The 25921-nt window shown below is 74.1% G+C and carries 27 protein-coding genes; 15 read left to right on the top strand and 12 right to left on the bottom strand.

The window, feature by feature from the left end; genetic code table 11:
- The first annotated feature begins 69 nt into the window (after positions 1–69).
- Positions 70–1710: a DNA repair helicase XPB gene (locus ACFY7E_RS00765; RefSeq protein WP_389479240.1), complete on the top strand. Its 1641-nt coding sequence runs from the start codon at positions 70–72 to the stop codon at positions 1708–1710.
- Positions 1711–2188: 478 nt separating this feature from the next.
- Here ACFY7E_RS00765 and ACFY7E_RS00760 read toward each other — a convergent pair whose 3' ends face one another.
- Entirely contained in the window at positions 2189–2377 is a 189-nt protein-coding gene (locus tag ACFY7E_RS00760) for a hypothetical protein (RefSeq protein ID WP_389479238.1), read from the bottom strand.
- A gap of 247 nt (positions 2378–2624) precedes the next feature.
- On the opposite strand from ACFY7E_RS00760, the gene ACFY7E_RS00755 reads away from it, so the two are divergent.
- On the top strand, positions 2625–4697 hold the full coding sequence (locus ACFY7E_RS00755) for a HelD family protein (protein ID WP_389479235.1): 2073 nt from the start codon (positions 2625–2627) through the stop codon (positions 4695–4697).
- Between the two features lie 7 nt (positions 4698–4704).
- Here the strand turns inward: ACFY7E_RS00755 and ACFY7E_RS00750 are convergent, their stop codons facing one another.
- The 3 genes from ACFY7E_RS00750 to ACFY7E_RS00740 form a co-directional block, all read right to left on the bottom strand.
- Positions 4705–5589, bottom strand: coding sequence for an aminoglycoside phosphotransferase family protein (locus ACFY7E_RS00750; RefSeq protein ID WP_389479232.1), 885 nt, complete (start codon positions 5587–5589; stop codon positions 4705–4707).
- A gap of 204 nt (positions 5590–5793) precedes the next feature.
- Positions 5794–6504 (bottom strand): copper homeostasis protein CutC, encoded by a 711-nt coding sequence (locus ACFY7E_RS00745; RefSeq protein WP_389479230.1) that lies wholly within the window; start codon positions 6502–6504, stop codon positions 5794–5796.
- Positions 6505–6556: 52 nt separating this feature from the next.
- A complete protein-coding gene (locus ACFY7E_RS00740; RefSeq protein ID WP_389479227.1) occupies positions 6557–7483 on the bottom strand; it encodes a hypothetical protein in 927 nt (308 codons plus the stop codon).
- A gap of 263 nt (positions 7484–7746) precedes the next feature.
- Between ACFY7E_RS00740 and ACFY7E_RS00735 the strand changes: the two genes are divergently transcribed.
- Positions 7747–8034: a cation transporter gene (locus ACFY7E_RS00735; RefSeq protein WP_389479225.1), complete on the top strand. Its 288-nt coding sequence runs from the start codon at positions 7747–7749 to the stop codon at positions 8032–8034.
- A gap of 92 nt (positions 8035–8126) precedes the next feature.
- Positions 8127–10394, top strand: coding sequence for a heavy metal translocating P-type ATPase (locus ACFY7E_RS00730; protein ID WP_389479222.1), 2268 nt, complete (start codon positions 8127–8129; stop codon positions 10392–10394).
- Between the two features lie 75 nt (positions 10395–10469).
- On the opposite strand, the gene ACFY7E_RS00725 is transcribed toward ACFY7E_RS00730, so the two are convergent.
- Complete coding sequence (locus tag ACFY7E_RS00725) at positions 10470–11990, bottom strand: chitinase (protein ID WP_389479219.1); 1521 nt, start codon at positions 11988–11990, stop codon at positions 10470–10472.
- 262 nt (positions 11991–12252) lie between these two features.
- On the opposite strand from ACFY7E_RS00725, the gene ACFY7E_RS00720 reads away from it, so the two are divergent.
- From ACFY7E_RS00720 to ACFY7E_RS00710, 3 genes are all read left to right on the top strand, one after another.
- The gene (locus tag ACFY7E_RS00720) at positions 12253–13221 is read left to right on the top strand and encodes a helix-turn-helix domain-containing protein (RefSeq protein WP_389479217.1); all 969 of its coding nucleotides are present in this window, start codon (positions 12253–12255) and stop codon (positions 13219–13221) included.
- Between the two features lie 115 nt (positions 13222–13336).
- A complete protein-coding gene (locus ACFY7E_RS00715) occupies positions 13337–14620 on the top strand; it encodes a DUF418 domain-containing protein (protein WP_389479215.1) in 1284 nt (427 codons plus the stop codon).
- 74 nt (positions 14621–14694) lie between these two features.
- A complete protein-coding gene (locus ACFY7E_RS00710; protein WP_389479213.1) occupies positions 14695–15069 on the top strand; it encodes a hypothetical protein in 375 nt (124 codons plus the stop codon).
- Between the two features lie 27 nt (positions 15070–15096).
- Here the strand turns inward: ACFY7E_RS00710 and ACFY7E_RS00705 are convergent, their stop codons facing one another.
- The 3 genes from ACFY7E_RS00705 to ACFY7E_RS00695 form a co-directional block, all read right to left on the bottom strand.
- A complete protein-coding gene (locus tag ACFY7E_RS00705) occupies positions 15097–15708 on the bottom strand; it encodes a LysE/ArgO family amino acid transporter (protein ID WP_389479211.1) in 612 nt (203 codons plus the stop codon).
- On the bottom strand, positions 15705–16019 hold the full coding sequence (locus ACFY7E_RS00700) for a DUF2087 domain-containing protein (protein ID WP_389479209.1): 315 nt from the start codon (positions 16017–16019) through the stop codon (positions 15705–15707). The genes ACFY7E_RS00705 and ACFY7E_RS00700 overlap by 4 nt, the downstream gene beginning before the upstream one ends.
- Before the next feature lie 70 nt (positions 16020–16089).
- Positions 16090–16368, bottom strand: coding sequence for a hypothetical protein (locus tag ACFY7E_RS00695; protein WP_389479207.1), 279 nt, complete (start codon positions 16366–16368; stop codon positions 16090–16092).
- Positions 16369–16534: 166 nt separating this feature from the next.
- Between ACFY7E_RS00695 and ACFY7E_RS00690 the strand changes: the two genes are divergently transcribed.
- Positions 16535–17059, top strand: coding sequence for a DUF6328 family protein (locus ACFY7E_RS00690; RefSeq protein WP_389479204.1), 525 nt, complete (start codon positions 16535–16537; stop codon positions 17057–17059).
- Between the two features lie 10 nt (positions 17060–17069).
- Here the strand turns inward: ACFY7E_RS00690 and ACFY7E_RS00685 are convergent, their stop codons facing one another.
- Together ACFY7E_RS00685 and ACFY7E_RS00680 are read right to left on the bottom strand one after the other, a co-directional pair.
- Positions 17070–17252 carry a DUF397 domain-containing protein gene (locus ACFY7E_RS00685; protein ID WP_389479202.1) on the bottom strand — a complete coding sequence of 61 codons (183 nt, stop codon included), beginning with the start codon at positions 17250–17252 and terminating at the stop codon, positions 17070–17072.
- A complete protein-coding gene (locus tag ACFY7E_RS00680; protein WP_389479199.1) occupies positions 17245–18054 on the bottom strand; it encodes a Scr1 family TA system antitoxin-like transcriptional regulator in 810 nt (269 codons plus the stop codon). Before ACFY7E_RS00680 ends, ACFY7E_RS00685 begins: the two co-directional genes overlap by 8 nt.
- Before the next feature lie 109 nt (positions 18055–18163).
- Between ACFY7E_RS00680 and ACFY7E_RS00675 the strand changes: the two genes are divergently transcribed.
- The 6 genes from ACFY7E_RS00675 to ACFY7E_RS00650 all read left to right on the top strand — a co-directional run bounded on the left by ACFY7E_RS00675 (position 18164) and on the right by ACFY7E_RS00650 (position 24152).
- Positions 18164–18403: a hypothetical protein gene (locus tag ACFY7E_RS00675; protein WP_389479197.1), complete on the top strand. Its 240-nt coding sequence runs from the start codon at positions 18164–18166 to the stop codon at positions 18401–18403.
- A 23-nt stretch (positions 18404–18426) separates the two neighbouring features.
- On the top strand, positions 18427–18636 hold the full coding sequence (locus ACFY7E_RS00670; RefSeq protein WP_389479195.1) for a hypothetical protein: 210 nt from the start codon (positions 18427–18429) through the stop codon (positions 18634–18636).
- 153 nt (positions 18637–18789) lie between these two features.
- Entirely contained in the window at positions 18790–19746 is a 957-nt protein-coding gene (locus tag ACFY7E_RS00665) for a hypothetical protein (protein ID WP_389479193.1), read from the top strand.
- Positions 19747–19782: 36 nt separating this feature from the next.
- A complete protein-coding gene (locus tag ACFY7E_RS00660) occupies positions 19783–20451 on the top strand; it encodes a hypothetical protein (RefSeq protein ID WP_389479191.1) in 669 nt (222 codons plus the stop codon).
- Positions 20452–20628: 177 nt separating this feature from the next.
- Positions 20629–22731, top strand: a complete 2103-nt coding sequence (locus ACFY7E_RS00655) for a LamG-like jellyroll fold domain-containing protein (RefSeq protein ID WP_389479189.1) — start codon at positions 20629–20631, stop codon at positions 22729–22731.
- 197 nt (positions 22732–22928) lie between these two features.
- Entirely contained in the window at positions 22929–24152 is a 1224-nt protein-coding gene (locus tag ACFY7E_RS00650) for a Cmx/CmrA family chloramphenicol efflux MFS transporter (protein WP_389480982.1), read from the top strand.
- Between the two features lie 70 nt (positions 24153–24222).
- On the opposite strand, the gene ACFY7E_RS00645 is transcribed toward ACFY7E_RS00650, so the two are convergent.
- Positions 24223–24492: a DUF4031 domain-containing protein gene (locus tag ACFY7E_RS00645; protein ID WP_389479186.1), complete on the bottom strand. Its 270-nt coding sequence runs from the start codon at positions 24490–24492 to the stop codon at positions 24223–24225.
- Positions 24493–24526: 34 nt separating this feature from the next.
- On the bottom strand, positions 24527–24883 hold the full coding sequence (locus ACFY7E_RS00640; RefSeq protein ID WP_383445009.1) for a hypothetical protein: 357 nt from the start codon (positions 24881–24883) through the stop codon (positions 24527–24529).
- Positions 24884–24993: 110 nt separating this feature from the next.
- Between ACFY7E_RS00640 and ACFY7E_RS00635 the strand changes: the two genes are divergently transcribed.
- Complete coding sequence (locus ACFY7E_RS00635; protein WP_389479184.1) at positions 24994–25911, top strand: MurR/RpiR family transcriptional regulator; 918 nt, start codon at positions 24994–24996, stop codon at positions 25909–25911.
- The last annotated feature ends 10 nt before the right edge of the window (positions 25912–25921 follow it).

Genomic DNA, 25921 nt, shown 5'->3' with positions numbered 1-25921 from the left:
TCGGCCCGGGATCAGGCAGACTGGAGGATTGGCCGTCGTCGGAGCGGCCCGGGAAGGATCTGATCGCGCGTGAGCGGGCCCCTCATCGTTCAAAGTGACAAGACGCTGCTCCTGGAGGTCGACCACGAGCTGGCCGAGGCGTGTCGGCGGGCCATCGCGCCCTTCGCGGAGCTGGAGCGGGCGCCGGAGCACATCCACACGTACCGGGTGACGCCGCTCGGGCTGTGGAATGCGCGGGCCGCCGGGCACGACGCCGAGCAGGTCGTGGACGCGCTCGTGGAGTACTCGCGCTACCCCGTGCCGCACGCGCTGCTCGTGGACGTGGCCGAGACGATGGACCGGTACGGGCGTCTCACGCTCTCCAAGCACCCCGTGCACGGGCTCGTGCTCACCACCACCGACCGGCCCGTCCTGGAGGAGATCCTCCGGTCGAAGAAGGTGCAGCCGCTCGTCGGGGAGCGGATCGACCCGGACACCGTGGCCGTGCACCCCTCCGAGCGCGGGCAGATCAAGCAGACCCTGCTGAAGCTGGGCTGGCCGGCCGAGGACCTCGCCGGGTACGTGGACGGGGAGGCGCACCGGATCGACCTCGCCGAGGACGGCTGGAGCCTGCGGCCGTACCAGAAGCAGGCCGTGGAGGGCTTCTGGCACGGCGGTTCCGGCGTCGTCGTGCTGCCCTGCGGCGCGGGCAAGACCCTGGTCGGGGCCGGGGCGATGGCCGAGGCGAAGGCGACGACCCTGATCCTGGTGACCAACACCGTCTCCGCCCGCCAGTGGAAGCACGAGCTGGTGAAGCGGACCTCGCTGACCGAGGACGAGATCGGCGAGTACTCCGGTACGAGGAAGGAGATCCGGCCCGTCACCATCGCCACCTACCAGGTGCTGACCACCCGCCGGAAGGGCGTCTACCCGCACCTGGAGCTGTTCGACTCCCGCGACTGGGGCCTCATCGTCTACGACGAGGTGCACCTGCTGCCCGCGCCCGTCTTCAAGTTCACCGCCGACCTCCAGGCCCGCCGCCGCCTCGGCCTCACCGCGACCCTCGTGCGCGAGGACGGGCGCGAGTCCGACGTGTTCTCGCTGATCGGGCCGAAGCGGTTCGACGCGCCGTGGAAGGAGATCGAGGCGCAGGGGTACATCGCGCCCGCCGACTGCGTCGAGGTCCGGGTGAACCTCACCGACTCGGAGCGGCTCGCGTACGCGACGGCCGAGCCGGAGGAGAAGTACCGCTTCTGCGCGACGACGGCGACGAAGCGGAAGGTGACGGAGGCGCTGGTGAGGAAGTTCGCCGGGCAGCAGATCCTCGTCATCGGCCAGTACATCGACCAGCTGGACGAGCTGGGCGAGCACCTCGACGCGCCGGTCATCAAGGGCGAGACGTCGAACAAGGAGCGGGAGCGGCTCTTCGACGCGTTCCGCTCCGGCGAGATCAGCGTGCTCGTCGTCTCGAAGGTCGCGAACTTCTCGATCGACCTGCCCGAGGCCACGGTCGCCATCCAGGTCTCCGGCACCTTCGGTTCCCGGCAGGAGGAGGCCCAGCGGCTGGGCCGCGTGCTGCGGCCGAAGGCCGACGGGCACCAGGCGCACTTCTACTCGGTGGTCGCCCGGGACACCATCGACCAGGACTTCGCGGCGCACCGGCAGCGGTTCCTGGCGGAGCAGGGGTACGCGTACCGGATCGTGGACGCGGACGAGCTGCTGGCGCCGTAGCGCGCCGCTCGGTCCAGGGCGGCGAGGACCGGGGCCGCGAGGGCCAGGGCGTACTGGGCGGCGACGAGCGCGCGGCGGGGTGCGGCGAGGGCCGCCGCGCCCGCGACGGCGCCGAGGGCCGCGGCCCGGAGTCCGGCCGTGAGGAAGCCGCCGCCCACGCCGTCGCCCTCGACGGCGTCGACGAGCCCGAGGACGGCGGTGAGCACCAGGCACCCGGCGAGGAGGAGGAACCCGCAGAGCGCGAGGACGCGCAGGGCGCGGGTGTTCGGGGCGGTGGGGTCGGGAGCGGTGCGGTCGGTGAGGTCGGCTGCGGGGGTCGTCGGTGTCGTCATGTCCCGATCCCGTCAAGCGGGGGCGGGACGGCGTCAGGCGTCGTCGTACTCGGTCGGGCGGGGGCGCGTACTCAGAGCGGGGGCGCCTCGGAAGGGGGCCGCACGGCGGGGCGCGTGCTCAGGTGGACGTGCGCTCGGGCGCGTACTCAGGTGGACGTGCGCTCGGGCGCGTACTTCGGGCGGGGGTCTCGTACCCCCGCCTCCGGCGGGCCGTAGTCGCCGAGGAGGACGACGCCGGCCGCGGCGCCGCCGAAGGCGCGTATCGCGCGGAGGGCGAGGCCCACGCGGTGGAGGCGGGGGGCGGTGGTCACGAGGGTGAAGGTCGTCGCGGACATGTTTCCATGATGCAATCCGGACATTGCGAACACATCGCCCTGGGGGTCGATCCGGGACCGGCCCGGGGTCCGACGTGAGACCTACCCCGTCCCCTACGGGGTGGATCCGGGGGGAATCCGTTCGCCCCGGCCCGTTCGCAGGGTCTACACTCGCCAGCTTCCCCGCCTCCCCCGTGGAGAGCCGCCGCCCGGTCGGAAACCGGCGGCCACCTCACCGTGTCCGTGTATCCGCCCCGGAGGCTCCGCCGTGTCCGTGTCCGTGCCCGTACCCGACCTCGAATCCGAGCAGCCGCCGTCCGCCGACGATCCGCTCGCGCGCGAACGCGCCCACCTGGCCGCCTCCCGCGCCGCCCTGCGCGCGATGCGCGAGGACGTGCAGGCGCTCGACATCAAGGACGTCACCGCGAACTGGGTGAACGCGGCCGTCCTGGAACGGCAGATCGAGGACCGGATCAAGGCGCTGGCCGACCTGTCCGGGACGCCGCTCTTCTTCGGGCGGCTCGACTACCTGCACACCACGCAGGAGGGGCAGCGGTTCTACATCGGGCGGCGGCACGTGCACGACGCCGACGGCGATCCGATGGTGATCGACTGGCGCGCGCCGGTGTCGCAGCCGTTCTACCGGGCGTCGCGCAAGGACCCGCAGGACGTGGGGCTGCGGCGGCGCTTCGGCTACACGGGCGGCGAGCTCACCGCGTACGAGGACGAGCACCTGTCCGACCCGGAGGAGCTGGAACGGACCAGCCGGCTGCTCCAGGCGGAGATCGAGCGGCCGCGCGTGGGTCCCATGCGGGACATCGTGGCGACGATCCAGCCCGAGCAGGACGAGATCGTCCGCTCCGACCTGTCGGGGTCGGTGTGCGTGCAGGGAGGGCCGGGGACCGGCAAGACGGCCGTGGGCCTGCACCGTGTCGCGTACCTCCTCTACGCGCACCGGGAGCGGCTCGCCCGCACCGGGACGCTGGTCATCGGGCCGAACCGGTCCTTCCTCCACTACATCGAGCAGGTGCTGCCCGCGCTCGGCGAGCTGGAGGTGAGGCAGGCGACGGTGGACGACCTCGTGGCGCACGTCGAGGTGCGCGGGACGGACGCGGCGGCGACGGCGGTCGTGAAGGGCGACGCCCGGATGGCGGAGGTGCTGCGGCGGGCGGTCCGCTCGCACGTGAAGCTGCCGGAGGAGTCCCTGATGGTGGTGCGCGGCTCGCGGCGCTGGCGGGTCCCGGCGTACGAGATCGAGGAGATGGTGCGGGAGCTGCTGGACCGGGACATCCGGTACGGGGCGGCCCGCGAGGCGCTTCCGCAGCGGATCGCGCACGCCGTGCTCGTACGGATGGAGCAGGCGGGCGAGGCGCCGGACGACCGGGTGCAGAACGCGGTGGCGCGGAACGCGGCGGTGAAGGCGGTCGTGAAGGAGTGCTGGCCGCCGGTGGACCCGGCGAAGCTGGTGCTGCGGCTGCTGGGCGACGCGGAGTTCCTGGCCGAGCACGCCGAGGGGGTGCTCACGGAGGACGAGCAGAAGCTGCTCCTCCGGGAGAGGCCGGGCCGGAGCGTGAAGTCGGCGAAGTGGTCGGCGGCGGACGCGGTGCTCGTGGACGAGGCGATGGACCTGGTGGAGCGGACGCACTCGCTCGGGCACGTGGTCCTGGACGAGGCGCAGGACCTGTCCCCCATGCAGTACCGGGCGGTGGGGCGGCGCTGCACGACCGGTTCGGCCACCGTCCTGGGCGACCTGGCGCAGGGGACGACGCCGTGGGCGACGGAGAGCTGGGCGCAGGCGCTCGGGCACCTGGGGAAGCCGGAGGCGGTGGTCGAGGAGCTGACGGCCGGTTTCCGCGTGCCGCGCGAGGTCATCGCGTACGCCTCGCGGCTGCTTCCGCACATGTCGCCGGGGCTGGCGGCGGTGGAGTCGGTGCGGGAGAACCCCGGTTCGCTGGACGTCCGGCACAGCCGTACGGAGGACCTGGACGCGGCCGTGGTCGCGGCCTGCGTCGAGGCGCTGGGGCACGAGGGCTCGATCGGTCTGATCGCCGCCGACGCGCGGATCGCGCCGCTCGCGGAGGCGCTGGCGGCGGGGGGCCTGCCGCACCTCTCGCCCGGCGAGGAGACGACGGCCGAGTCGCGGCTGACCCTGGTCCCGGCGTCGCTCGCGAAGGGTCTGGAGTACGACTACGTGGTCCTGGACGAGCCGGCGGCGGTCGTGGACGGCGAACCCGACGAACGCACGGGCCTGCGCCGCCTGTACGTGGCGCTGACGCGAGCGGTGTCGGGCCTGACGGTCGTTCACTCGGCGTCCCTGCCCGAGCAGTTGGGGGAGGTGTGACCGTCCCCTAGGGGAATTCCGTCAGGGCCTCGGTCCAGGTGCGGTGGGCGATGGACGCCAGGGCCGGGTTCCTTCCCCGGTAGTACGCCTCGGTCACGACGCCCCAGCACAGGGCCCAGCCCCGGCCGCGGGCCCAGGTGGCGTCGTCGACGCGGGAGGCCTCGCGGAAGAGGGGGCGGGTGCCGGTGGTGAGGAGGGACCAGGCGGCCAGCATGTCGCAGGCCGGGTCGCCCGTGCCGAGGCCGCCGAAGTCGATGACGGCGTGCAGGCGTCCGTCGCGGGTGAGGAGGTTGCCGGGGAGCAGGTCGGCGTGGACCCAGACCGGGTCGCCCCGCCACGGCGGGAGGCGCAGGACCGCCTCCCAGGCCTCGGTGACGGCGGCGGCGTCGAGCGTGCCGTCCGCCCCGAGGGTCTCGATCGCCGGTGCCATGGCGCCCTGTTCCCAGTCGGTGACCGGGCCGCCCCGGAAGGAGGCCGGGCCGCCGGTCGCGTCCACCGCGCGCAGCGAGACGCCGAAGCGTCCCAACTCCTTTGCGGCGTGGGCCGGATCGGTGATCGGGGCGTTGTACGCGTCGTCCCCGTCGAGCCATCCGTACACCGTCCAGGGCCGGTCGAACCCCTCCCCCGGCGCGCCGTGTCCGACGGGCACGGGGACCGGGAGCGTCAGGTGCGGGGCGAGGCGCGGCAGCCAGTACCGCTCCTTCTCGGCCTGCCCCTCGGCCCACTCGGCCTTCGGCAGGCGTACGGCGAGGTCGTCCCCGAGCCGGAACACGGTGTTGTCCGTGCCCGCCGAGTCCACGGCCCGCACGGGCAGACGGGCCCACGCGGGGAACTGCGCGGCGATCAGGCGCCGGACGAGGGCGGTGTCGACGGCGGGGGGAGTGGGGGGCATGCGGGCGAGGCTAGTCGGCGGGGCGACGGTGGTCCACGTGCTTTCCGGTCCGGAGGCCGGCGTTCCGCGGTCCGGGGCGGGTCTCCCCCGGACCGGGGAACGCCCCCGGTCCCGAAGCGGGCGCGCTCCGGCCCCGCAGCCGCCCGAGACCGTCCCATCCGGGCACGCCCGCGTCTCCGCCGGCCGACGGGGCCCGCCGCCCCGTCAGGTCGCCGGCGGCGCGTCCACCGCCTCGCGCCACGTGCGGACCGCGGCGGCCGAGACCGGGGCCGTCCAGCCCTCGGGGCGGGCGGCGCCGCCGATGTGGAAGGCGTCGAGGCCCGCCGCGCGCAGTTCGGGGAGGTGGTCGAGGCGGAGGCCGCCGCCGACGAGGACGCGGGCCTCGTAGCCGGGCTCGCCCGCGCGGGCGGCCTCGGCCTTGAGGGTGGCGAGGCCGTCGTCGACACCGGTGGCGGAACCGGCCGTGAGGTAGGTGTCCAGGCCGGGCAGGTCGGCGAGGCTCTTGCGCAGGGCGTCGCGGTCGGCGGCGCGGTCGATCGCCCGGTGGAAGGTCCAGCGGCAGCCGTCGAGGACGGCGATCAGGCGCTCGACGGCGACCAGGTCCGGTGCGCCGTCGGGGGTCAGGAAGCCGAGGACGAACTCGTCCGCGCCGGCCTCCCGGAGGTCGGCGGCGCGGGTCACGAGGGCCTCGACGCCCTCGGGGCCGCCGGCCGAGAAACCGTCGGTGAGCCGGAGCATCACGCGCAGCGGGATGTCGACGGCGGCGCGGATCGCGGCGAAGCCGGCCCCGGACGGGGTGAGCCCGTCCGCCGCCATGTCGGTGACGAGTTCGAGCCGGTCGGCGCCGCCGGTCTGGGCGGCGACCGCGTCTTCCTCGTCGAGGGCGATCACCTCAAGGACTGCACGGTTGCTCATCGAAGCCCATTCCTCCATGAATGACGGCTATAGGTCTAGTCCAATGGTCAGCCTAGCCGTGCTCGTGCCCGCCCGCACCGTGCTCGGCCCCACCGTCCTCCGGAACGGATGCCCCGGAACCGCCCGCCCGTACCGTGAAGGCCGCCGTCCGCACCTCGCCCTCGTGCCGGAAGTCCAGGAAGAGACGGTACGCGCCCGCGCTGGGCGCCGTCGCCGCGAAGGAGACGTCCGGGCCGGGACCACCCTCGTTCGGGTGGACGTGGAGGTACGCGAGGTCACCGGCGCGCAGGGCGACGAGATGGCCGTACGCCCCGAGGTACGGCTCCAGGTCGGTGACCGGCTTCCCGCCCCTGGAGACGGTGAACCGCAGCTCACCGGGCTTGCCGGGGTCCAGGGTGCCGCCGAGGCGGACCTCGTAGCCGTCCACCCGCGCGGTCGGCGCGGGGGCGGGCAGCGGCTTCGGCGCGTACTCCCCCGGTACGGAGACGTCGGCGCCGAGCGTGAGGGCGCGGGACCCGGGCGCGGCGGGCTTGAAGTCGGCGAAGGCCTTGTAGGGGCCGGCGGCCGGCAGGTCGGCCCGGGCCGTCCAGGTGCCGTCGGCGGCCTTCACCGGGTGCAGGTGGCGGTAGACGGTGAGGTCGCGCGAGGCGACGACGAGGTGCAGCTCCTTGCCCTGCTCGGGGGTGAAGGCGGTGACCTTCCTCCCCGCCGCGTCCTTGATCGAGAACCTCAGGGCTCCGCCGCCGGCGGGGAGGGTCGGGGTCTCCAGGGCGAAGGTGTGGCCACCGTCGGAGACCTGGAGGCCGCCGGGCGCGTCCGCGGCGGGGGCCGCCTCCTCCTCGTGGCCCGTGTGCCCGCCGGTCGCCGGGGGCTTCGCCGGGGCGCCGGAGGGGCCGACGGCCGCGCCGATCCCGTACGCGCCCCCGAAGGCCGCGGCGAGCGCGGCGGCAAAGGCGGTGATCTTCGCACCGGTGTTCATGGCTGCTCTCCCGTGAGTCGTGTGCGCGTCGTGCGCGGGTCACGCGTGGATGGGGTGGAGGGGGTGAAGGGTGCGGGTGGGTGGTGCGGAGGGGGTGGGTGGTCACGTGCCGAACCCTTCGATGCACTTCACCATACCCCTGGGGGGTACCAAGTCAAGCCGGGTTCGGCTTGCCATCAATACGGTCGGGGGGTATACATGGAATCGCGAGGTGATACCCCCCTAGGGTATCGATTCCCGGAAGACCGACCGAGGAGGAAGCCATGGGCTCCTGCTGCACCCCCGACCACAGCTGCTCGTCCGGCGCGGACGGCGCGACCCCCGCCGCCGTCGCCGACACCGTCACGACCGCCTACACCGTCTCCGGCATGTCCTGCGGCCACTGCAAGGCCGCGATCACCGCCGCCGTCGGCGCGCTCCCCGGCGTCGTCTCCGTGGACGTGGACGTGGACGGCGGCCTGGTGACCGTGACCACCGGCGGTGCGCCCGACGACGCCGCGATCGCCGCGGCCGTCGAGGACGCGGGCTACGAGCCGACCGGCCGCGCCTGATCCGCCGTTCTTCCCCCGGCCGCCGGGGCCCGCCGCACCGCGCCCCACCCGGGCCCCGGCCCCGGACCCGTACACCACGAGGAGCAGAGTCCATGGCAACGACGACATCCGGCACGGCTCAGGTCGAGCTCGCCATCGGCGGCATGACCTGCGCCTCGTGCGCGGCCCGCATCGAGAAGAAGCTCAACCGCATGGACGGGGTCGAGGCCACCGTCAACTACGCCACCGAGAAGGCGAAGGTCACCTTCGACGCGGGCGCGGGCGTCGACGTCACCGACCTCATCGCCACCGTCGAGGCCACCGGCTACACCGCCGCCGAGCCCGCACCCCCGAGGGACGAGACCGCCGGGGCGGGCCCCTCCGACGAGGAGAGGGCCGACGCGGAGCTGCGGCCCCTGAGGCAGCGGCTCGTCACCGCCGTCGTGCTCGCCGTCCCCGTCATCGCGATGGCGATGGTCCCGGCCCTGCAGATCGAGTACTGGCAGTGGCTGAGCCTGACCCTGGCCGCGCCCGTGGTGACGTACGCCGCCTGGCCCTTCCACAAGGCCGCCTGGACCAACGCGAAGCACGGCGCGGCCACCATGGACACCCTGATCTCGGTCGGCACGGGCGCCGCGTTCCTGTGGTCGCTGTGGGCGCTGTTCTTCGGCACCGCCGGCACGCCCGGCATGACGCACCCCTTCGAGTTCACGATCGCCCGCACCGACGGCGCCGGGAACATCTACCTGGAGGCCGCCGCCGGCGTCACCGCCTTCCTCCTGGCCGGCCGGTACTTCGAGGCCCGCTCCAAGCGGAAGGCGGGCGCGGCCCTGAAGGCCCTGATGCAGCTCGGGGCCAAGGAGGTCACCGTCCTGAAGGACGGGCGGGAGGTCACCGTACCGACCGCCGAACTCCGCGTCGGGGACCGCTTCCTGGTCCGTCCCGGCGAGAAGATCGCCACCGACGGCACCGTGGTCGAGGGCTCGTCCGCCGTGGACGCCTCCATGCTCACCGGCGAGTCCGTCCCGGTCGAGGTCGGGACCGGGGACACCGTCACCGGCGCCACCCTGAACGCCGGCGGCCGGCTCGTCGTCGAGGCCACCCGCGTCGGCTCCGACACCCAGCTCGCCCGGATGGCGAAGCTCGTGGAGGACGCGCAGAACGGCAAGGCCGCCGCCCAGCGCCTCGCCGACCGCATCTCGGCCGTCTTCGTCCCGGTCGTCATCGCGCTCGCCCTCGGCACCCTCGGCTTCTGGCTCGGCAGCGGACAGGGCCTCACCGCCGCGTTCACCGCCGCCGTCGCCGTCCTGATCATCGCCTGCCCGTGCGCCCTGGGCCTGGCCACCCCGACCGCCCTCATGGTCGGCACCGGCCGGGGCGCGCAGCTCGGCATCCTCATCAAGGGCCCCGAGGTCCTGGAGACCACCCGCAAGGTCGACACGATCGTCCTCGACAAGACCGGCACCGTCACCACCGGCCGGATGACCCTCCTCGCCGTCCACACCGCCGAAGGTGTGGAGGAGAAGGACGTCCTGCGCTTGGCCGGAGCCTTGGAGCACGCTTCTGAGCACCCGATCGCCCAGGCAGTGGCGGCAGGCGCCACCGAACGGGTCGGCGCCCTGCCGGCGACGGAGGACTTCGCCAATGTGCCCGGCCTCGGCGTGCAGGGCGTGGTCGACGGTCATGCGGTTCTGGTGGGCCGGACCAAGCTGCTCGACGAGTGGTCCATGGAGCTGCCGGACGGTCTGGCGCGCGCCAAGGCGGACGCAGAGGCCGCGGGCCGTACCGCGATCGCGGTCGCCTGGGATGGCGAGGCGCGCGCGGTCCTCGAGGTCGCGGACGCGGTCAAGGACACCAGCGCCGAGGCCATCACCCGGCTGCGCGCCTTGGGTCTGACGCCGATCCTGCTCACCGGCGACAACAAGGCGGTCGCGGAGGCGGTCGCCGCCGAGGTCGGCATCGACGAGGTGATCGCGGAGGTCATGCCGCAGGACAAGGTCGACGTCGTCAAGCGCCTCCAGGGCGAGGGGCGTTCGGTCGCCATGGTCGGCGACGGCGTGAACGACGCCGCCGCGCTCGCGCAGGCCGACCTGGGCCTGGCCATGGGCACGGGCACGGACGCCGCCATCGAGGCCGGCGACCTGACCCTCGTACGGGGGGACCTGCGGGCGGCGGCCGACGCCATCCGGCTGGCCCGCAGGACGCTGGGCACGATCCGCTCGAACCTCTTCTGGGCCTTCGCCTACAACGTGGCGGCGCTGCCGCTCGCCGCGGCCGGGCTGCTCAACCCGATGATCGCGGGCGCGGCCATGGCCTTCTCCTCGGTCTTCGTGGTCGGCAACAGCCTGCGGCTGCGGGGCTTCAAGGCGACCGACGGCTGAGCGGGCCGGAGTACGGGGCCGGGGCCCGTCCGACTGCGGACGGGCCCCGGCCCGTGTACGTGGGGCGGTGACGGCTCAGCAGGCGCCGAGGTCCTGCCACACCCCCCACTCGCCGGTGGTGCCGGGCTCCTCGCCCGTCGTCCACCACTTGGCCTTCCAGGTGTGGCCCTTGTGGGAGACCTGCTGGCCGGCGGTGTAGACGGAGGCCCTGGCCCACGGGGCGGCCGTGCACTGGGTGGCGCCGCCGGTGACGGTCAGGGAGAGGACGGCGGCGTGCCCGGCGGACGGGCTCGTCCCGTTGACCACGATCTGGTACGTGCCGGAGACCGCGGCCGTCGTGGTGTTCAGGGTGAGGGTCGAGGAGCCGCCGGCGGTGACGGAGGCGGGGCTGAGGGAGGCGGTGACGCCGGCGGGCAGACCGCCGACCGTGAGGTCCACCGTCCGGGCCGCACCGGCGGTGACGGCGGTCTTCACGGTGGCGGTGGTGGAGGAGCCGGCGGCGACGGTGGCGGAGGCCGGGGTCACGGCCACCGAGAAGTCGTCGGCCGGGGCGGTCGTCCCGCTGGTGAAGGGGGCGAAGATCCGGGAGAAGTCCCAGGTGTTCTGCTGGATGCCCGAGCAGTTGTCGGCGGCGGCGCCGCCGGGGCAGCCGCCGTTGTCGCGCTGGAGGGCCCAGAAGGACAGGGTGTTGATGCCCTTGGAGACGGCCCAGTCGTAGACGGTGCGGGCGTTGGCGAGGGTGAAGGTCTCGGCGGGGCCGAAGTCGTCGACGCCGATCATCTCGGTGATGCCGACCGTGGCCCAGAGCTGCGCGGGGGTCTTGGCCGGGTAGAGCTTGGCGAGCTGGTCGTACAGGCCCTGGGCGGCCGTCTTGGTGTCGGCGGCCATGTCGTGGGCGGCGTTGTCGTAGTAGTCGAAGGTCATCAGGTTGACGACGTCGACGCGGGCGCCGTTGGCGACGGCGTTCTTGAGGACGGCGAGCCCACCGGCGGCGAGGCCCCGGGTGGTCGTCGGCAGGGTGTACGAGATCTCGATCCGGCGCCCGTTGGCGGCGGCCCAGTCCTGGAGGACCTTGATGGCCTTGTTGCGGCGGTCGATGCCGGCGGCGTTGTCGAGGGAGTCGACCTCGATGTCCATGTCGAGCCGGGTGACGTCGTAGGTGGTGATCACCTTCTGGTACACGGCGGCGATCTGGTTGACGTCCGTGCAGCTGTCGGCGATCTCGGTGCCGGTGGTGTCGGCCGTGTACCCGCCGAAGGACGGGATGACGTCGCCGCCGCGGGACTGGATGGTCTTGATGTCGGCGCCGAAGGAGGAGGCGGCGACGGGCAGGGAGCCGTCGCCGTTCCAGTACGCGGTGCAGGACCCCTTGGCGGCGGTCTGGAGGAAGGCCATCGTCAGGTGCTTGGCGCCCGACTGGGCGCTGAGGGCGGCGGGGCTCTCGCCGGTCCAGGCCTCGAAGTAGGGGGCGAAGACGTGCGCGGGGAGGGGGGTGGCCGCCTGGGCGGGCGCGGTGCCGACGGCGGCGAGGCCGAGGGCGGCGACGGCGGTCACCGCGGCGGTGAGGGCCGAGCGGAGCGAACGTACGCGTCTCATGACAGTCCCGTGGATGTGGGGGGCGTGGGCGCCAACGGCTTTGTTGGACGCGGCTGTTGGCATACGGAGTTAGCCCCGCCGCGCCGGACGCGTCAATGGACTGGACCAAACTTGAAGGAGTCTTGGACTAGACCAATCCGAGGTCTTGTTGCGTGGTACACGCACGGGGACGGGGGCGGTACTGGGACGATGCGCGCGGGCGGGGCGCGTGGTCCGAAAAGCCGGAGGGGGAAGGCCCGGACGGCTCCGTACACTCCCCCGCATGACTTCTGTGGCGCTGGCGGTCCACGACGGGACGATGCTGTTCGAGACCGCGGCGGCCTGCGAGGTGTTCGGCGTCGACCGCGGGATCACGGACGGCTGGTACGACTTCAAGGTCTGCGCCGCGCGGGACACCGCCGCCGCCCGGGTCGGCGGCTGGCTCCGGATCGACGCCCCGCACGGCCTCGACGACCTCGCCGGCGCGGACACCGTCGTCGTCCCGTCCTGCACCGACGTCGACGCCGCCCCGCCCGCCGACCTCCTGGAGGCCGTGCGCGCGGCGCACGCGCGGGGCGCGCGGATCGTGTCGCTGTGCACGGGGGCGTTCGTCCTGGCGGCCGCGGGCGTACTGGACGGCCGCCGCGCCACCACCCACTGGGCGCACACCGACGACCTGGCGGCCCGGTACCCCCTGGTCGAGGTCGACCCGGACATCCTCTACGTCGAGGACGGCACCGTCCTGACCTCGGCGGGCAAGGCCGCCGGGATGGACCTGTGCCTGCACCTGGTCGCCGCCGACCACGGCGCCGCCGTCGCCGCCGAACTGGCCCGCCGGCTCCTGGTCCCGGCCCGCCGGGCCGGCGGCCAGGCGCAGTACGTCGCCGCGCCGACGTCCGCCGACGCCGCCGACGCCTTCGCGGACCTCCTCGCCTGGGCGGGCGCCCGGCTCGACACCCCCCTGACGGTCCCCGACCTCGCCCGCCGGATCAACATGAGCACCCGGAACCTGACCCGCCGCTTCACCGCCACCACCGGCACCACCCCGCTGCGCTGGCTGCACACCCAGCGCATCCACCGGGCCCGGGAACTCCTGGAGACCACGGACGACAGCGTCGAACTCGTCGCCGCCCGCACGGGCATGGGCACGGCGACGACCCTGCGCCGCCACTTCCACCACGCCCTGGGGGTGCCACCGGACACGTACCGGCGCACGTTCCGGGGGACGAAGGCGCCCCGGGACGACCCGTAGGGGCCCTGTCCCGCCCGCCGCGCCCGTACGACACTGGACACCGCACAGCGAACACCGGCGTCCACGGCCCGGGAAGGCACCCGGCCGCACGCGCCCGACGGGGGGAACGGTGCCGGTGACGGCCGCACACATACGAGGAGCCCGACCGCGCGTCACGGAGGTCGACGTCCTCCGGGGCTTCGCGCTCCTGGGCATCCTCCTGGTCAACGCGCCGATGGCGGCGGGCCCGTACAGCCTCTACGGGCTCCTCGCCCCCGGCGCCTCCGCCCTCGACAGGGCCGTGGAGGCGGTCGTCCACGTCTTCGTGGTCGGCAAGTTCTACCTGCTGTTCTCGTTCCTCTTCGGCTACAGCTTCACCCTCCAGCTGGAGGCGGCCGACCGCGACGGCGCCCGGGCCGTGCCCCGGCTGCTGCGCCGCTCCCTCGGCCTGTTCGCGCTCGGGCTCGCGCACGCCGTACTGCTGTACTCCGGGGACATCCTCATGGTGTACGCCCTGCTCGGCCTGGTCCTGGTCGCCGCGCGCGGCTGCTCGCCGGGGGCGGCACGGACCGCGGCCCGGGTCGTGTACGGCTGCGCGAGCGTCTTCATGCTGCTCCTGGGGCTGCTCACCCTGCTCCTGTCCGACGCCGAGGTGGCCGGCATGAACGCCGAGCTGACCGCCTCCGTCCCCGAACTCGTCGCCGGTTACCGCGGCGACGCCGCGTCCGTCGTGGCGACCAACGCCGGGCTGCTGCCCGAGGGGTTCTCCTCCCTGTTCACGATGGGCGGCTTCGTCGTGACGGCCTTCCTGGCCGGGCTCCACTGCGGCAAGCGGCGACTGCTCTCCGGTGCCTCCGCCACGGGGGCCCACCGGGCGCGGCTGCGCCGCGTCTGCCTGCTCGGCACCGCCGTGGGCCTGCCCGGCGGCGTCTTCCTGGCCATGACCGTGGTCGGCCCGCTCGGCCCCCGGTGGGCCGTGCTCGGCCAGGCGGTGGGCGTGGTCACGGCGCCCGCCCTCACCGCCGCGTACGTCTGCGGCGCGCTCCTCCTGCTGCGGACCGCGCGCGGCGCGCGGGCGGGCGCCCTCCTCGCCCCGGCCGGCCGGATGGCCCTGACGAACTACCTGACCCAGTCCCTGGTCCTGGCGCTCGTCTTCACCGGCTACGGCCTCGCCCTCTACGACCGCCTCGGCACGGCCGCCGTCACGCTCGGCGCGCTCGTCCTGTACGCCGCCCAACTCGCCCTCAGCCGGAGGCTGACGGCCACCCACCGGCACGGCCCGGCGGAGTGGCTCCTCCGGACGGTCACCCTGGCCCGCCTCCCGCGCGACCGCGCTCCCGGGGCGTACGCCGGAACCGGCGGAACCGGCGGAACCGGCGGAGAGCCGGAACCGGACCGGCCCGGGGGCGTCACGCGGTGACGGCGCGGGAGGGGCGTACAGAACGGGCGCGTTGGGGGGATGCCCCGCCCCCGGTGCGTCCCTAGGATCGCCCCATGACCTCTCACCCCTCCTCCCGCTCGGGGGACTCGTCCTTCTCGCTCTGGTCCCGGGGCTCGTTCCTCTCGATCGGGTCCGTCGGCTCGATGCTCTCCATCGGCTCGGTGGGCTCGTTCCTCTCCATCGGCTCGGTCGGCTCCGCCCACTCGGTCGCCTCGATCGGGTCCTGGGCGAGCGTCGGCTCGGTCGGTTCGGCCCTCTCGGTCGGCTCGGTCGGCTCCTGGCTGAGCGTCGGCTCGGTCTTCTCGGCCCGGTCGAAGGGAGCGGTCCTCTCCTGGCGCTCGCGCGGCGGCGTACTGGCGCTGGGGGCGGCGGTGGGCCTGACGGCGGGAGCGGTCGTCCTGACCGCGGGGGCGCGACGGGGGCGCTGACCGGCCGGGCCGCTTTGGGCCCTCCCCTCAGACCACCACCCCCGCCGCCAGCGCCGTGATCAGCGCGCTCGACGCGAGGGCCGTCGCCAGGCGGCCGCGGGGGCCGGTGACGGCACGGCCCAGGAGGGTGCCCGTGCCGGCCAGGAGGAGCTGCCAGCTCGCGGAGGCGGCGAAGGCCGCGAGGACGAAGACGGTCGCCGCGGCCGGGCCCGTCGCCGGACGGCCGCCGAGGACCAGGGCGGTGAAGTAGAGCACGGTCAGCGGGTTGAGGACCGTGATCCCCAGGAAGGTGAGGAACGCGCGCCGGGGAGCGGGGCCGGGCGGGAGTTCCGGGCTCGTGTCGGCGCGGTACGTCCGTACGGCCCGCCGCGCGGAGTGCGCCGCGAGGGCGACGAGGACCAGGGCCGAGCCCAGGCGCAGGGGGGTCGCCACGGGGGCGAGGAGGGGGACGAGGGCCGCCCCTCCGAGGACGGCGAGCAGGGCGTACAGCCCGTCCGCGGTGGCGATGCCGAGGGCCGCGCCCGCCCCCGTACGCCACGGGGAACGGGCCGCGACCGCCACCAGGTGGGCGCCGACGGCGCCGACCGGGATCGCGATGCCGTAGCCGGCCAGGAGGCCGGCCACCACCGCCCCCGTCACGCGACGGCGGTGGTCGCGCCCCCCGGGGTCCCGGTCCGCTGCTGTCGGCGGTACGCGGCGCCGTCCCTCGTACGGGAGAGGAAGCCGCCGGTCACGAGGTGGCGGCGGAGGGCCGGGAAGTCGTCGTGCACGCCCTTCAGGGCCTCGTTGACCTCGGGCTCGCGGTAGGCCCGGCCGTCCTCGAAGAGGGTCGCGGCGAGGTGCGCGAGCAGCGCCTCGCGGCGGGCGACCCGGCGCGGGATCACTCTGATGCGCCCGTCGGCGGAGAACAGGTCCGCGACGGGAGGAAGGGGAGAGGGATGACTGGTCATGGACGAGGAGCCTGGCGCCCGTGCCCCGCCCGCCGCAAAGGGTTTTCGACGGGCCGCGCGCCCGGTGGGGTCAGCGCAGGATGACGTTCACGGCCTGCTGCACGGTCGGCAGCATCGTCGCGATGCCGGCCCGCTCCATGATCGGCCGTGCCCGCTCCACGAAGGCGAGGAACTCCTCCTCGGAGTCCCAGAAGTCGACGACCTTCCACCCGCCGTCCCCGTCGGGCCCGGCCGCGTGCGCGATGAGCCCGCTCGCCGGGAACCAGTCGGTGGCCCCGAGCTGCCGGATGGTCTCCTCGTACTGCTCCCGGGTTCCCCCGGGGATCTCGACGGTGACGATGACGGCCATGGTGTCGCTCCTGTACGCGCACGGGAAGGGGTCCCGGCCAGCACACCAGCCGTCCCCGGTCCCCGCACGACGGCGGGCCCGAACGGGCGAAGGGGCCCGGAGCGGTGGGAGACTTTCCCGTAGGGGGCCGGAGGACACCGTGGGGAACCACGGCGAGGAGCGCGCCATGGCACCGGAACCGGAAGACAGCGGGGTCGCCGCGCCCGGTCCTCCCGCCCCGCGCCGGGGGCGCGACGAGTCGGCCGAGGAGCGCGCGGACCGGATGTGGGCCGACCTGCTGCAGGAGCTGCGGGTGGCCCAGACCGGCGTGCAGATCCTCTTCGGCGTCCTGTTCATCGCCGTCTTCCAGCCCGCCTTCGCCGACCTCGGCGACACCGACCGCGCCCTCTACGTCACCGCGGTCGTGCTGGGCGCGGCCAGCGCGGGGTCCCTCATCGGCCCGGTGTCCCTGCACCGGATGGTCGCGGGCCGCCGCATCAAGCCGCAGACGGTGGTGCTCGCCGCCCGGATGGCCAGGACCGGTCTGCTGCTGCTCGCGGTGACCACCGTCCTGACCCTGCTCATGCTGCTGCGGGTGGCCCTCGACGACACGCTCGCCGCCTGGCTGGCGGGTGCCGTCGGCGTCTGGCTGTTCACCCTGTGGTTCGCGCTCCCCCTGTGGGCGAGACGCCACTACACGAGCCGGGAGTAGGCGAAGAGGGTCAGCCCGCGTACGTCCGCGCGAACGCGGTGAACGCGGACCAGGCGGCCGGGGTGGCGGTCAGCTCGCCCCGAGCGTGGTTCTTGGTGTCGCGGACGTGGACGAGGGGGAGGTTGTCGGCGACCTCGACGCAGTTGTCGTTGTCACCGCTGTACGTGCTCTTGTGCCAGTCAGGCTCAGTCATCGTGCTTCCCCAGTGCTTCGCGGATGATCACTTGCGACTCAACGGTCCCGAGGGCGTCGGCGTGGAGCCGATCATAGATTCTCTGGTACCGGTCGACATCAGCCGGTTCGACCATGTAGCGGCCCGTCCCGAAGCCCTCAGTGTAGGCCGTGCGTTCGCCCGACGGTGAGGTCAGGAGGCTCACGGAACCAGGGATGGAGGCACGGTGCGCGGGCAGGATCTGCACGTTGATGTAAGGGAGTTCGACGGCTTCGAGCAGCCTCTCGATCTGCTCCCTCATGATGGCCTTCGTCCCCATGTCCTCTCGTAGCGCGTTCTCGTTCAGGACCACCCACAGCCAGGGCGGCTGGGGGCCGTCGAACACCGCCTGCCGCTCGACGCGCCGCCTCACGGCGGCCTCGATGTCCGTCCGGCCGCCGGGGTCCGCGAGCTGCATGATCGACCTGGCGTAACCGGGCGTCTGGAGCAGACCCGGGACCACGAGCGAGAACTCGTGGATGGTCCGCGCCCGCGCCTGGTCCCGCAGGAAGCCCTGCGCGTAGTCGCGGAAGGCGACTCGATCCCGGATGGCCAACAGGTTCGTCAGCTTCCCGCCCAGTTCGAGGACCTGGTCCAACTGACGACCGAGCTTCAGGTCCGGCGGGTCGCCGTTCTCGATCGCGGAGATCCGGGTGGTACTGCTGAAGACCTTCGCCGCGAGGTCCTGCTGTCGCCAGCCGAGCTGCTTGCGCGCGTCGCGAATCAGCTCGGCGATGAAGCTCTCCAGGCTCTCGCTCGGATCGATCTCGTTCTCGGCCGGCATATGCCACGTTCCCCGTTCCCCGCCGGAAACCCAACTCCTGGTGAGCGTAGGGCCGCATCCGTCATCGTGAAGGCGTACCGGAGGAGATCCACCAGAAAGAGAGACCTCCATGAGCGCACCCACGCCCCCACCCCCCTCCCGCCCCGTCTCCGAGGCGGAGGCCGCCCGTGTCTACCGTGACCTCAAGGACGCCATGGAGACCGCCGGGCTCCCCACGAACGGGCTCTACCGGGACGTCACGCGCGGGCCCGCCGGTGACGTCCACCGGTACGGGCTCGGGACCGTCGGCGTCGGCGGCGCCAAGCGGCTCGCCGTGCTGCTGCGGACCGCGCGGGCGGCCGGCCGGTGAGGCACTACCGGATCGGCGACGTCGTGACCGACGCGCAGAGGGCGCTCACCGGACGCGTACGGGACGTGCACGGGAACCTGCTGACGCTGGTCCGCCCCAGCGGCTACCTGTGGGAGGCCCCGGCCGACCAGTGCTGGACGGCGAGCCCGGAGGAGCGCGCGAGCCTGACACCGCGCGGAGCCGTACGGGTCATCAGCACCTCGTCCCGGGAACCGACTCCCGCACCTGAATGATGATGTGACCGCGCGTCACTCGAATGGGCGGTCTTCACTCCACGCGCCTGTGCGGGCATATGCCACTGCGCTACGTTCGCGGAAAACGGCCCCCGCCGATGACCTGAGACCCATCAGCGAGGGCCTGAACCACTAGTGGAAAGACCCACCACTGTGATCTACCGGAACTTTAGCGCGCCCTCCCGCCGCTTCACCCAGTTCTCGCACGAGCTCATCCGGCACCCCCGGCTCAGCTCCCACGCCGTACGGCTGCTGACCTGGCAGCTCTCCCTCCCCGGGGACGCTCGCGAGAACCTGTCCCGCACCGCCGAACGGGCCGGGATCGGAGGAGACGCGTTCATCAAGGCCAAGCGGCAGCTCATCGCGGAGGGATTCGTGCACGAGCGGCGGGTGCAGGTGGCCGGCGGGAGGTGGGCGACGCAACAGCTCGTCTCCAACGTTCCGCTGAGCCGCGAGCAGGCCGTCAAGCTCTTCGCCCGTGACCCGCGCCTCCTCCACCGCGTGCCCGCGAACCCGCAGGCCGCACCGGCGACCGGAAACCCGGCCACTGGTTCACCGGCGAACTCGCCCACCGGCGGTCATCCAGAAGAAGACCTCCCGGAGGACACCTCCCACCTTCCGGAGGAGCCGAAGGCGGTGGCGGCACCGGAAGAGGCGGCGGTCCCGCCCGCCCCCGGCGAGCCCCGACCCCTCGAAGAAGCCCGCGCCCTCGTCGGCGCCCTCCCGCTCCTCTCCCCCGCCCTGCGCCGTATCCCGCCCGGCATGCGCGACGAGCTCGCCCGGCTCGCCGCGCGCTGGCTGGAGGCCGGGCACACCTCCGCCGACATCCACGAACACGTGCTGCGCGGCCTGCCCGGCGCGGGGACGCCCGTGCACCGGCCCGGCGGGCTGGTGCGGTACCTGCTGCGGGAGGTGCCGCCCCGCGAAGTGCCGCCCCCGGTGTCCGAGGGGCCCCGGCTGTCCGCGCGGCTGGCCGGGGCGCGGGAGTGCGCCGGGGAGCACGTACAGCCGATGCTGTTCCGGCCCGTCGCGGACGAGACGCTCTGCCGGGAGTGCGCGCCCCGGGCCGGATCCGGGACCGGGACATGGGGTGAGCCGCCCGGTGCGTGACGGCCGCCGGGCGGCCCCGGCGGGCACAATGCCCCCATGACCGCAGACCAGGACCCCGCGCTCCTCCGGCGCTGGAACGCCACCCTGCTCGCCGCCCGCGCCGGCCGCGAGGGCCCCGACCCCGCACCGTACGGACGGAACCTGCTGGCCCGCTGGGCCGAGCCGCAGCGCCGGTACCACACGGTCGACCACCTGCGGGCGGTCCTCGACCGCATCGACGAACTGGCCGACCAGGGCGGCGAGGGCGGTGAACTGGAGCTCGTACGGCTCGCCGCCTGGTTCCACGACGCCGTCTACCGTCCCGACCGCTCCGAGAACGAGGAACGGTCGGCGGTCCTGGCGGAGAGGGCCCTCACCGAGGCGGGCCTGACCCCGCACGAGGTGGCCGAGGTCGCCCGCCTGGTGCGCCTGACCGTCACCCACGACCCGGCCGAGGGCGACCTGAACGGCGAGACGCTCTGCGACGCGGACCTCGCGGTCCTGGCGGGCGGCCCCGACGCGTACGCGGAGTACGCGGCAGCGGTCCGCGAGGAGTACGCCTTCGTCCCCGACACCGCCTTCCGCGAGGGCCGCGCCGCCGTCCTGCGCCACCTCCTCGACCTGCCCCGGCTCTTCCGCACGCCGTACGGGGCGGCGGTGTGGGAGCAGAAGGCACGGGAGAACGTGGAGCGGGAGCTGAAGGAGCTGACGGGACGGGCGGGCTGAGGCGCCCGCGACAAAACCACTACTCGCTCGTCAGCGGCCCTTGTTAGCCTCCGGCACGCGGTCCGTGATCACGGACCGCGACCGCTTTCAGGGGAGGGACGCTTGTCCAGTCGGAAGCCCGGTCGCGCGAGACGCGCCGGAAGAGGGTCGTACGCGGGGTGGGGCGCGGCGGCGACCGTGGCCGCGGTCGTCGCGTCGGTCGTGACGGCCGTGCCCGGCACCGCGCACGCGGCGGACAACCTGCCGCCGGAGCAGCCGCTCGTCCAGGACCTCCGGACGAACTCCGAGCCCTGCGCCACCGGCGACGCGCCCGCGTACGTCGCGACGGAGCCCTTCGTCACGGCCGTGCTGCGCGACCCGGTGGAGGACAACCAGCCCTCCGAGGCCAACATGGTCTCCGGCGAGTTCGAGGCCTGGTGGACGGACGCCTCCGGAGCCGAGCAGCGCCGCACCTACGCCTCCTCGTACCCGCTGCCCTCCGGGACCGCCCAGCGCTGGCAGCTCCCGCCGGACGTACCGGCCGACACCGTCGTCTCGTGGCACGTCCGCGCGAACGACGGCACCGCGGTCTCCGCGTGGAGCTCCGAAGGGGCGGGCGCGGCCTGCCGGTTCGTGATCGACCGCGTGAGCCCGAACGCCCCGGTCGTCACCTCCGAGGAGTACCCGGCGGACCAGTACCGGGACGGCGTCGGCGTGTACGGCTCCTTCACCGTGGACTCCCCGTCGCCCGACGTCGTCGCGTACGAGTACGGCTTCGTCGGCGGCCCCTACGGGACCGCCCGTCCCGCCGAGCCCGGCGGCGGCGCGACCATCCGCTTCCTGCCGCAGAGGAACGGCCCGGACTACCTGACCGTCCGGGCGATCGACCGGGCGGGCCGGAGCAGCACGAGCGTCTACCACCACTTCTTCGTGAACGCCGGCCGCGTGCCGGTCGCCCACTGGAAGCTGGCCGACGCCGCCGGGTCCACGAGCGCCGCCGCCGAGAAGGGCACGGCCGCCCGGGCCGGCACCGGCGTGACCTTCGGCGGCGCGGCGCCCACCGGCACCTCCCTCACCTCCACGGCCGCGCTCGACGGCAGCCGCCAGGCCTTCCTCACCGCGCCCGCCCCGGCCGTCGACACCCGCGGGACCTTCGCCGTCAGCGCCTGGGTCCGCCCCGCGCGGACCGACCGCGCCATGACGGTCGCGAGCCAGGACGCGGCCGGCGGGTCCGCCTACGTCCTCGATCTGCGCACGGAGGCCTCCGGCCCCGTCTGGTCCTTCGCCCTCGGCGACGCACGGGTGTCGGGCGGTGCTCCGGAGACCGGCGAGTGGGCGCACCTCCTTGGCCTCCGCGACGCCGAGACCGGCGACGTCCGGCTGTACGTCGACGGCCGCCCGGTGGGCACTGCCGTGCGAGCCGTCCCCGCCGCGGCGACCGGCGCGTTCCAGCTCGGCCGGGCCCGTCAGGGAACCGGCTACGACCGGCACTGGAAGGGCGACCTCGGGGACGTCCGGGTCCACGACCGCGTCGTCGTCGCCGACGAGGTGACCCGGCTCGCCCACCGACAGCCGAAGCGGCTCGGCCACTGGGCCCTGGAGACCGCGACGGACGGCGCCAGCCCGGGGGCGGCCGGTGACGGACCGCTGTGGCTCCGCACCGGCGCGACGATCCACCGGAGCCCCGACGGGTCCTGCGTCCCGGACCTCGACCCCGACTGCCCGGACGTGCCGTACGCCCTGGTCGGCGACGGCCACCTGACCCTGGACGGCAAGGCCGGTCACGCCGTCGCCGACGGGCCGGTCGTGGACACCTCGGAGAGCTTCAGCGTCGGCGTGACCGTGCGGCTCGCGGACCCCGAACCGGCCCGCCCGATGACCGTGCTGTCCGTGCCCGGCACGTACGCCGACGCCTTCAAGGTGCGCTACAGCCCGTCGGCCCGCGCCTGGCAGCTCGTCGTGCCGAAGCGGGACAAGGCCGGCGCGCCCGAGCTGGTCCTCTCGCAGATCGTCCCGGCGGACGGCGGCCAGGGCCAGGGCCACCACCTGGCCGTCGTCTACGACGACGCGACCGACACGGTCAAGCTGTACCTCGACGGGTACACCAACGCGGGTGCGACCGCCGCCCTTCCGACGTCCTGGCGCGGCACCGGTCCGCTCCAGATCGGCCGCGGCCTCACCGCCCGCGGTCCCGGCGAGTACCTGCGCGGGGACGTGGACGAGGTCCAGGCGTACTCCGGCGCGCTGCGGGACAGGGATGTCATCGGGCTCGGCGGCGGCGGCGAGCCCTGCCTCTGCTGAGCGGCGTCCCCCGGTGAAGGGCCGCCCGTTCCCGGCCGGGAACGGGCGGCCCCTCCGTGTCCCCGGGACACGCGCCCCCAGGGGCGTATCCACATGCCAAGACGGTCCGGCAGGACGGAATGACAGGCATGAATCCGCGGTTGACGCATGTCATGCCGCCTTCCTCAGCCGAGTCCGCGACGCCCGCCCCCACCCGCATGCCGACGGCCGTCTACATCCTCGGCCTCTCCGTCTTCGCGCTCGGGACGAGCGAGTTCATGCTCTCCGGGCTGCTCCCGGCCATCGCGGAGGACATGGACGTCTCCATACCGCGCGCCGGGCTGCTCATCTCGGCGTTCGCCATCGGCATGGTCGTGGGCGCCCCGCTCCTCGCCGTGGCGACCCTGCGGCTGCCCCGCAAGACGACCCTGGTCGCCCTGATCACCGTCTTCGGCCTGGGACAGGTCGCGGGGGCCCTCGCGCCGAACTACGGAGTGCTCTTCGCCTCCCGGGTCGTGAGCGCGCTCGCCTGCGCCGGGTTCTGGGCGGTCGGCGCGGCCGTCGCCATCGCGATGGTGCCGGTGGGCGCGCGGGCCCGGGCCATGGCCGTCATGATCGGCGGGCTCTCCACGGCCAACGTCCTCGGCGTCCCCGCCGGGGCCTTCCTCGGCGAGCGCCTCGGCTGGCGCTCCGCGTTCTGGGCCGTCGGCCTCGCCTCCGCCGTCGCCCTCGTCGGCGTCCTCACCCGCATCCCGCGCATCCCGGTCCCCGAGACCCGGCCCCGGCTCAAGCGGGAGCTGACGATCTACCGCGACCGCCAGGTCCTGCTCGCCGTCGTCGTCACCGCGCTCGCGGCCGGCGGCGTCTTCTGCGCCTTCTCGTACCTCGCCCCGCTCCTCACCGGCGTCTCCGGCCTCGACGAGGGCTGGGTCTCGGTCGTCCTCGGGCTCTTCGGCGTCGGCGCCCTGGTGGGGACGGCGATCGGCGGCCGGGTCGCGGACGCGCACCTCTTCGGGGTGCTGCTCAGCGGCATCGCCGCCTCGACCGTCTTCCTGGTCGCCCTGGCGCTCTTCGCGTCCAGCCCGGTCGCCACCGTCCTGCTGGCCTTCCTCCTCGGCGCCTCCGCCTTCTACACCGCTCCGGCGCTCAACGCCCGCATGTTCAACGTCGCCGGCGCCGCCCCCACCCTCGCCGGCGCCACCACCACCGCCGCCTTCAACCTCGGCAACACCGGCGGCCCCTGGCTCGGCGGCACCGTCATCGACGCGGGCCTCGGCTACCCCGCCACGGCCTGGGCGGGCGCGGCGATGACGGCGGCGGGGCTGGGGGTGGCGGCGGTGGCCCTGAAGCTGTCCCGGCGGACGCCGGGCGGCGGCCACGTCGTGACCGGGAACGGTGCCGCCCCCGCGAAGGACGGCCGGGAGTCGTCCCTGTCGGGCTGAGGCCGGGCCTCTTCGCGTACGCCCCCGCCCGGCCGGGCCCCTTCGCGTACGTCCCCGCCCGACCGGGCCCTCAGCCCGCCGCCCGCCCCTTCGGCCGCCGCAGGCCCGCCTTCGTGAGGCGGCGGAGGAGTTCCTTCGAGCCGACCTCGACCGCGCCGCCGGTCACCGCGGCCGCGTAGTAGTGGGACGGGATGTCGTAGTGGTCCCGCTCGAAGGCGCGGCGCGGGGCGCCGATCGTGGCCGCGAAGGCGTGCAGCTCCTCGAAGGAGACGTCGCTGACCAGGTGCGACCACATGCGACCGTGCCCCGGCCAGGTCGGCGGGTCGATGTACAGCGTCATCCGCGGACCCCTCCCGTCGCTCCGGCCCCGCCGCTCACGTCAGACCGCCCACCGGCGCCACCACCACGCCCTGCTTGCCGCAGACCCAGTGCGGGTCCGGGCCCAGCTCCGGCTCCACGTCGAGGGCGTGCGGGTCGCCCGAGGCGCAGACGGGGCAGATCGGCCAGCGCCCGTGCCGTTCGAGGAGGGCGTCCTGCACGTCCTGGGCGACGAGCCCCGCCACGTACGACACCCCCTCCGGCCACTGCTCGACCCACCAGCGCCGGTGGGTCACCGCGTCCTCCACCATCGACACCATCTCGGCCGCGGCGACCCGCCGGGCCGCGAGGTCGGCCAGTACCAGCGCACGGGCGGTGTGCAGCGCCTGCTCCACCGCGTCGATGTCGTCCATGCCCTCATTGTCACCCGGTCCGGAAGGCGGCGGGAAGGGCGAAGGTCCCTTCCGGTTCCGGCCGCCGGAAGGGGCTTGTCGCACCACCCTTCCGAAAGTATCTTCCAGGCGTGACCAATGACGTGAAGGAAAGTTTCACCAGCGACGCGCCCCCCGCCCCCGCCGCCCTCGCGGCCAAGGTGCGGACCCTGGCGCCCTCCATGACCCGCTCCATGCAGCGCGTCGCCGAGGCCGTCGCCGGAGACCCGGCCGGCTGCGCCGCCCTCACGGTCACCGGCCTCGCCGAACTCACCGGCACCAGCGAGGCGACCGTCGTCCGCACCGCGCGCCTCCTCGGCTACCCCGGCTACCGCGACCTGCGCCTCGCCCTCGCCGGACTCGCCGCCCAGCAGCAGTCGGGCCGCGCGCCCGCCGTCACCGCCGACATCGCCGTGGACGACCCCATCGCCGACGTCGTCGCCAAACTGGCCCACGACGAGCAGCAGACCCTCGCCGACACCGCCGCCGGACTCGACACCGCCCAGCTCGGCGCCGCCGTCGCCGCCCTCGCCACCGCCCGCCGCGTCGACATCTACGGCGTCGGCGCCTCCGGGCTCGTCGCCCAGGACCTCGGGCAGAAACTGCTCCGCATCGGCCTGGTCGCCCACGCCCACAGCGACCCGCACCTCGCCGTCACCAACGCCGTGCAGCTCCGTTCCGGCGACGTCGCCATCGCCATCACCCATTCCGGTTCGACCGGCGACGTCATAGAACCCCTCCGGGTCGCCTTCGACCACGGCGCCACCACCGTCGCGATCACCGGCCGCCCGGACGGCCCCGTCACCCAGTACGCCGACCACGTCCTCACCACCTCCACCGCCCGCGAGAGCGAACTGCGCCCCGCGGCCATGTCGTCCCGCACCAGCCAACTCCTGGTCGTGGACTGCCTGTTCACCTGCGTCACCCAGCGGACGTACGAGACGGCCGCCCCGGCCCTCGCCGCCTCCTACGAGGCCCTGGCCCACCGGCACGCGCCCCGCACCCGCTGAGCCGCGACCC

This window comes from Streptomyces sp. NPDC012825 (assembly GCF_042900925.1).
In the GTDB taxonomy this organism is placed as follows: Bacteria; Actinomycetota; Actinomycetes; order Streptomycetales; family Streptomycetaceae; genus Streptomyces.
The sequence above is the reverse complement of the archived record's forward strand: the minus strand, read 5'-3'. Positions and strand labels throughout refer to the sequence as shown.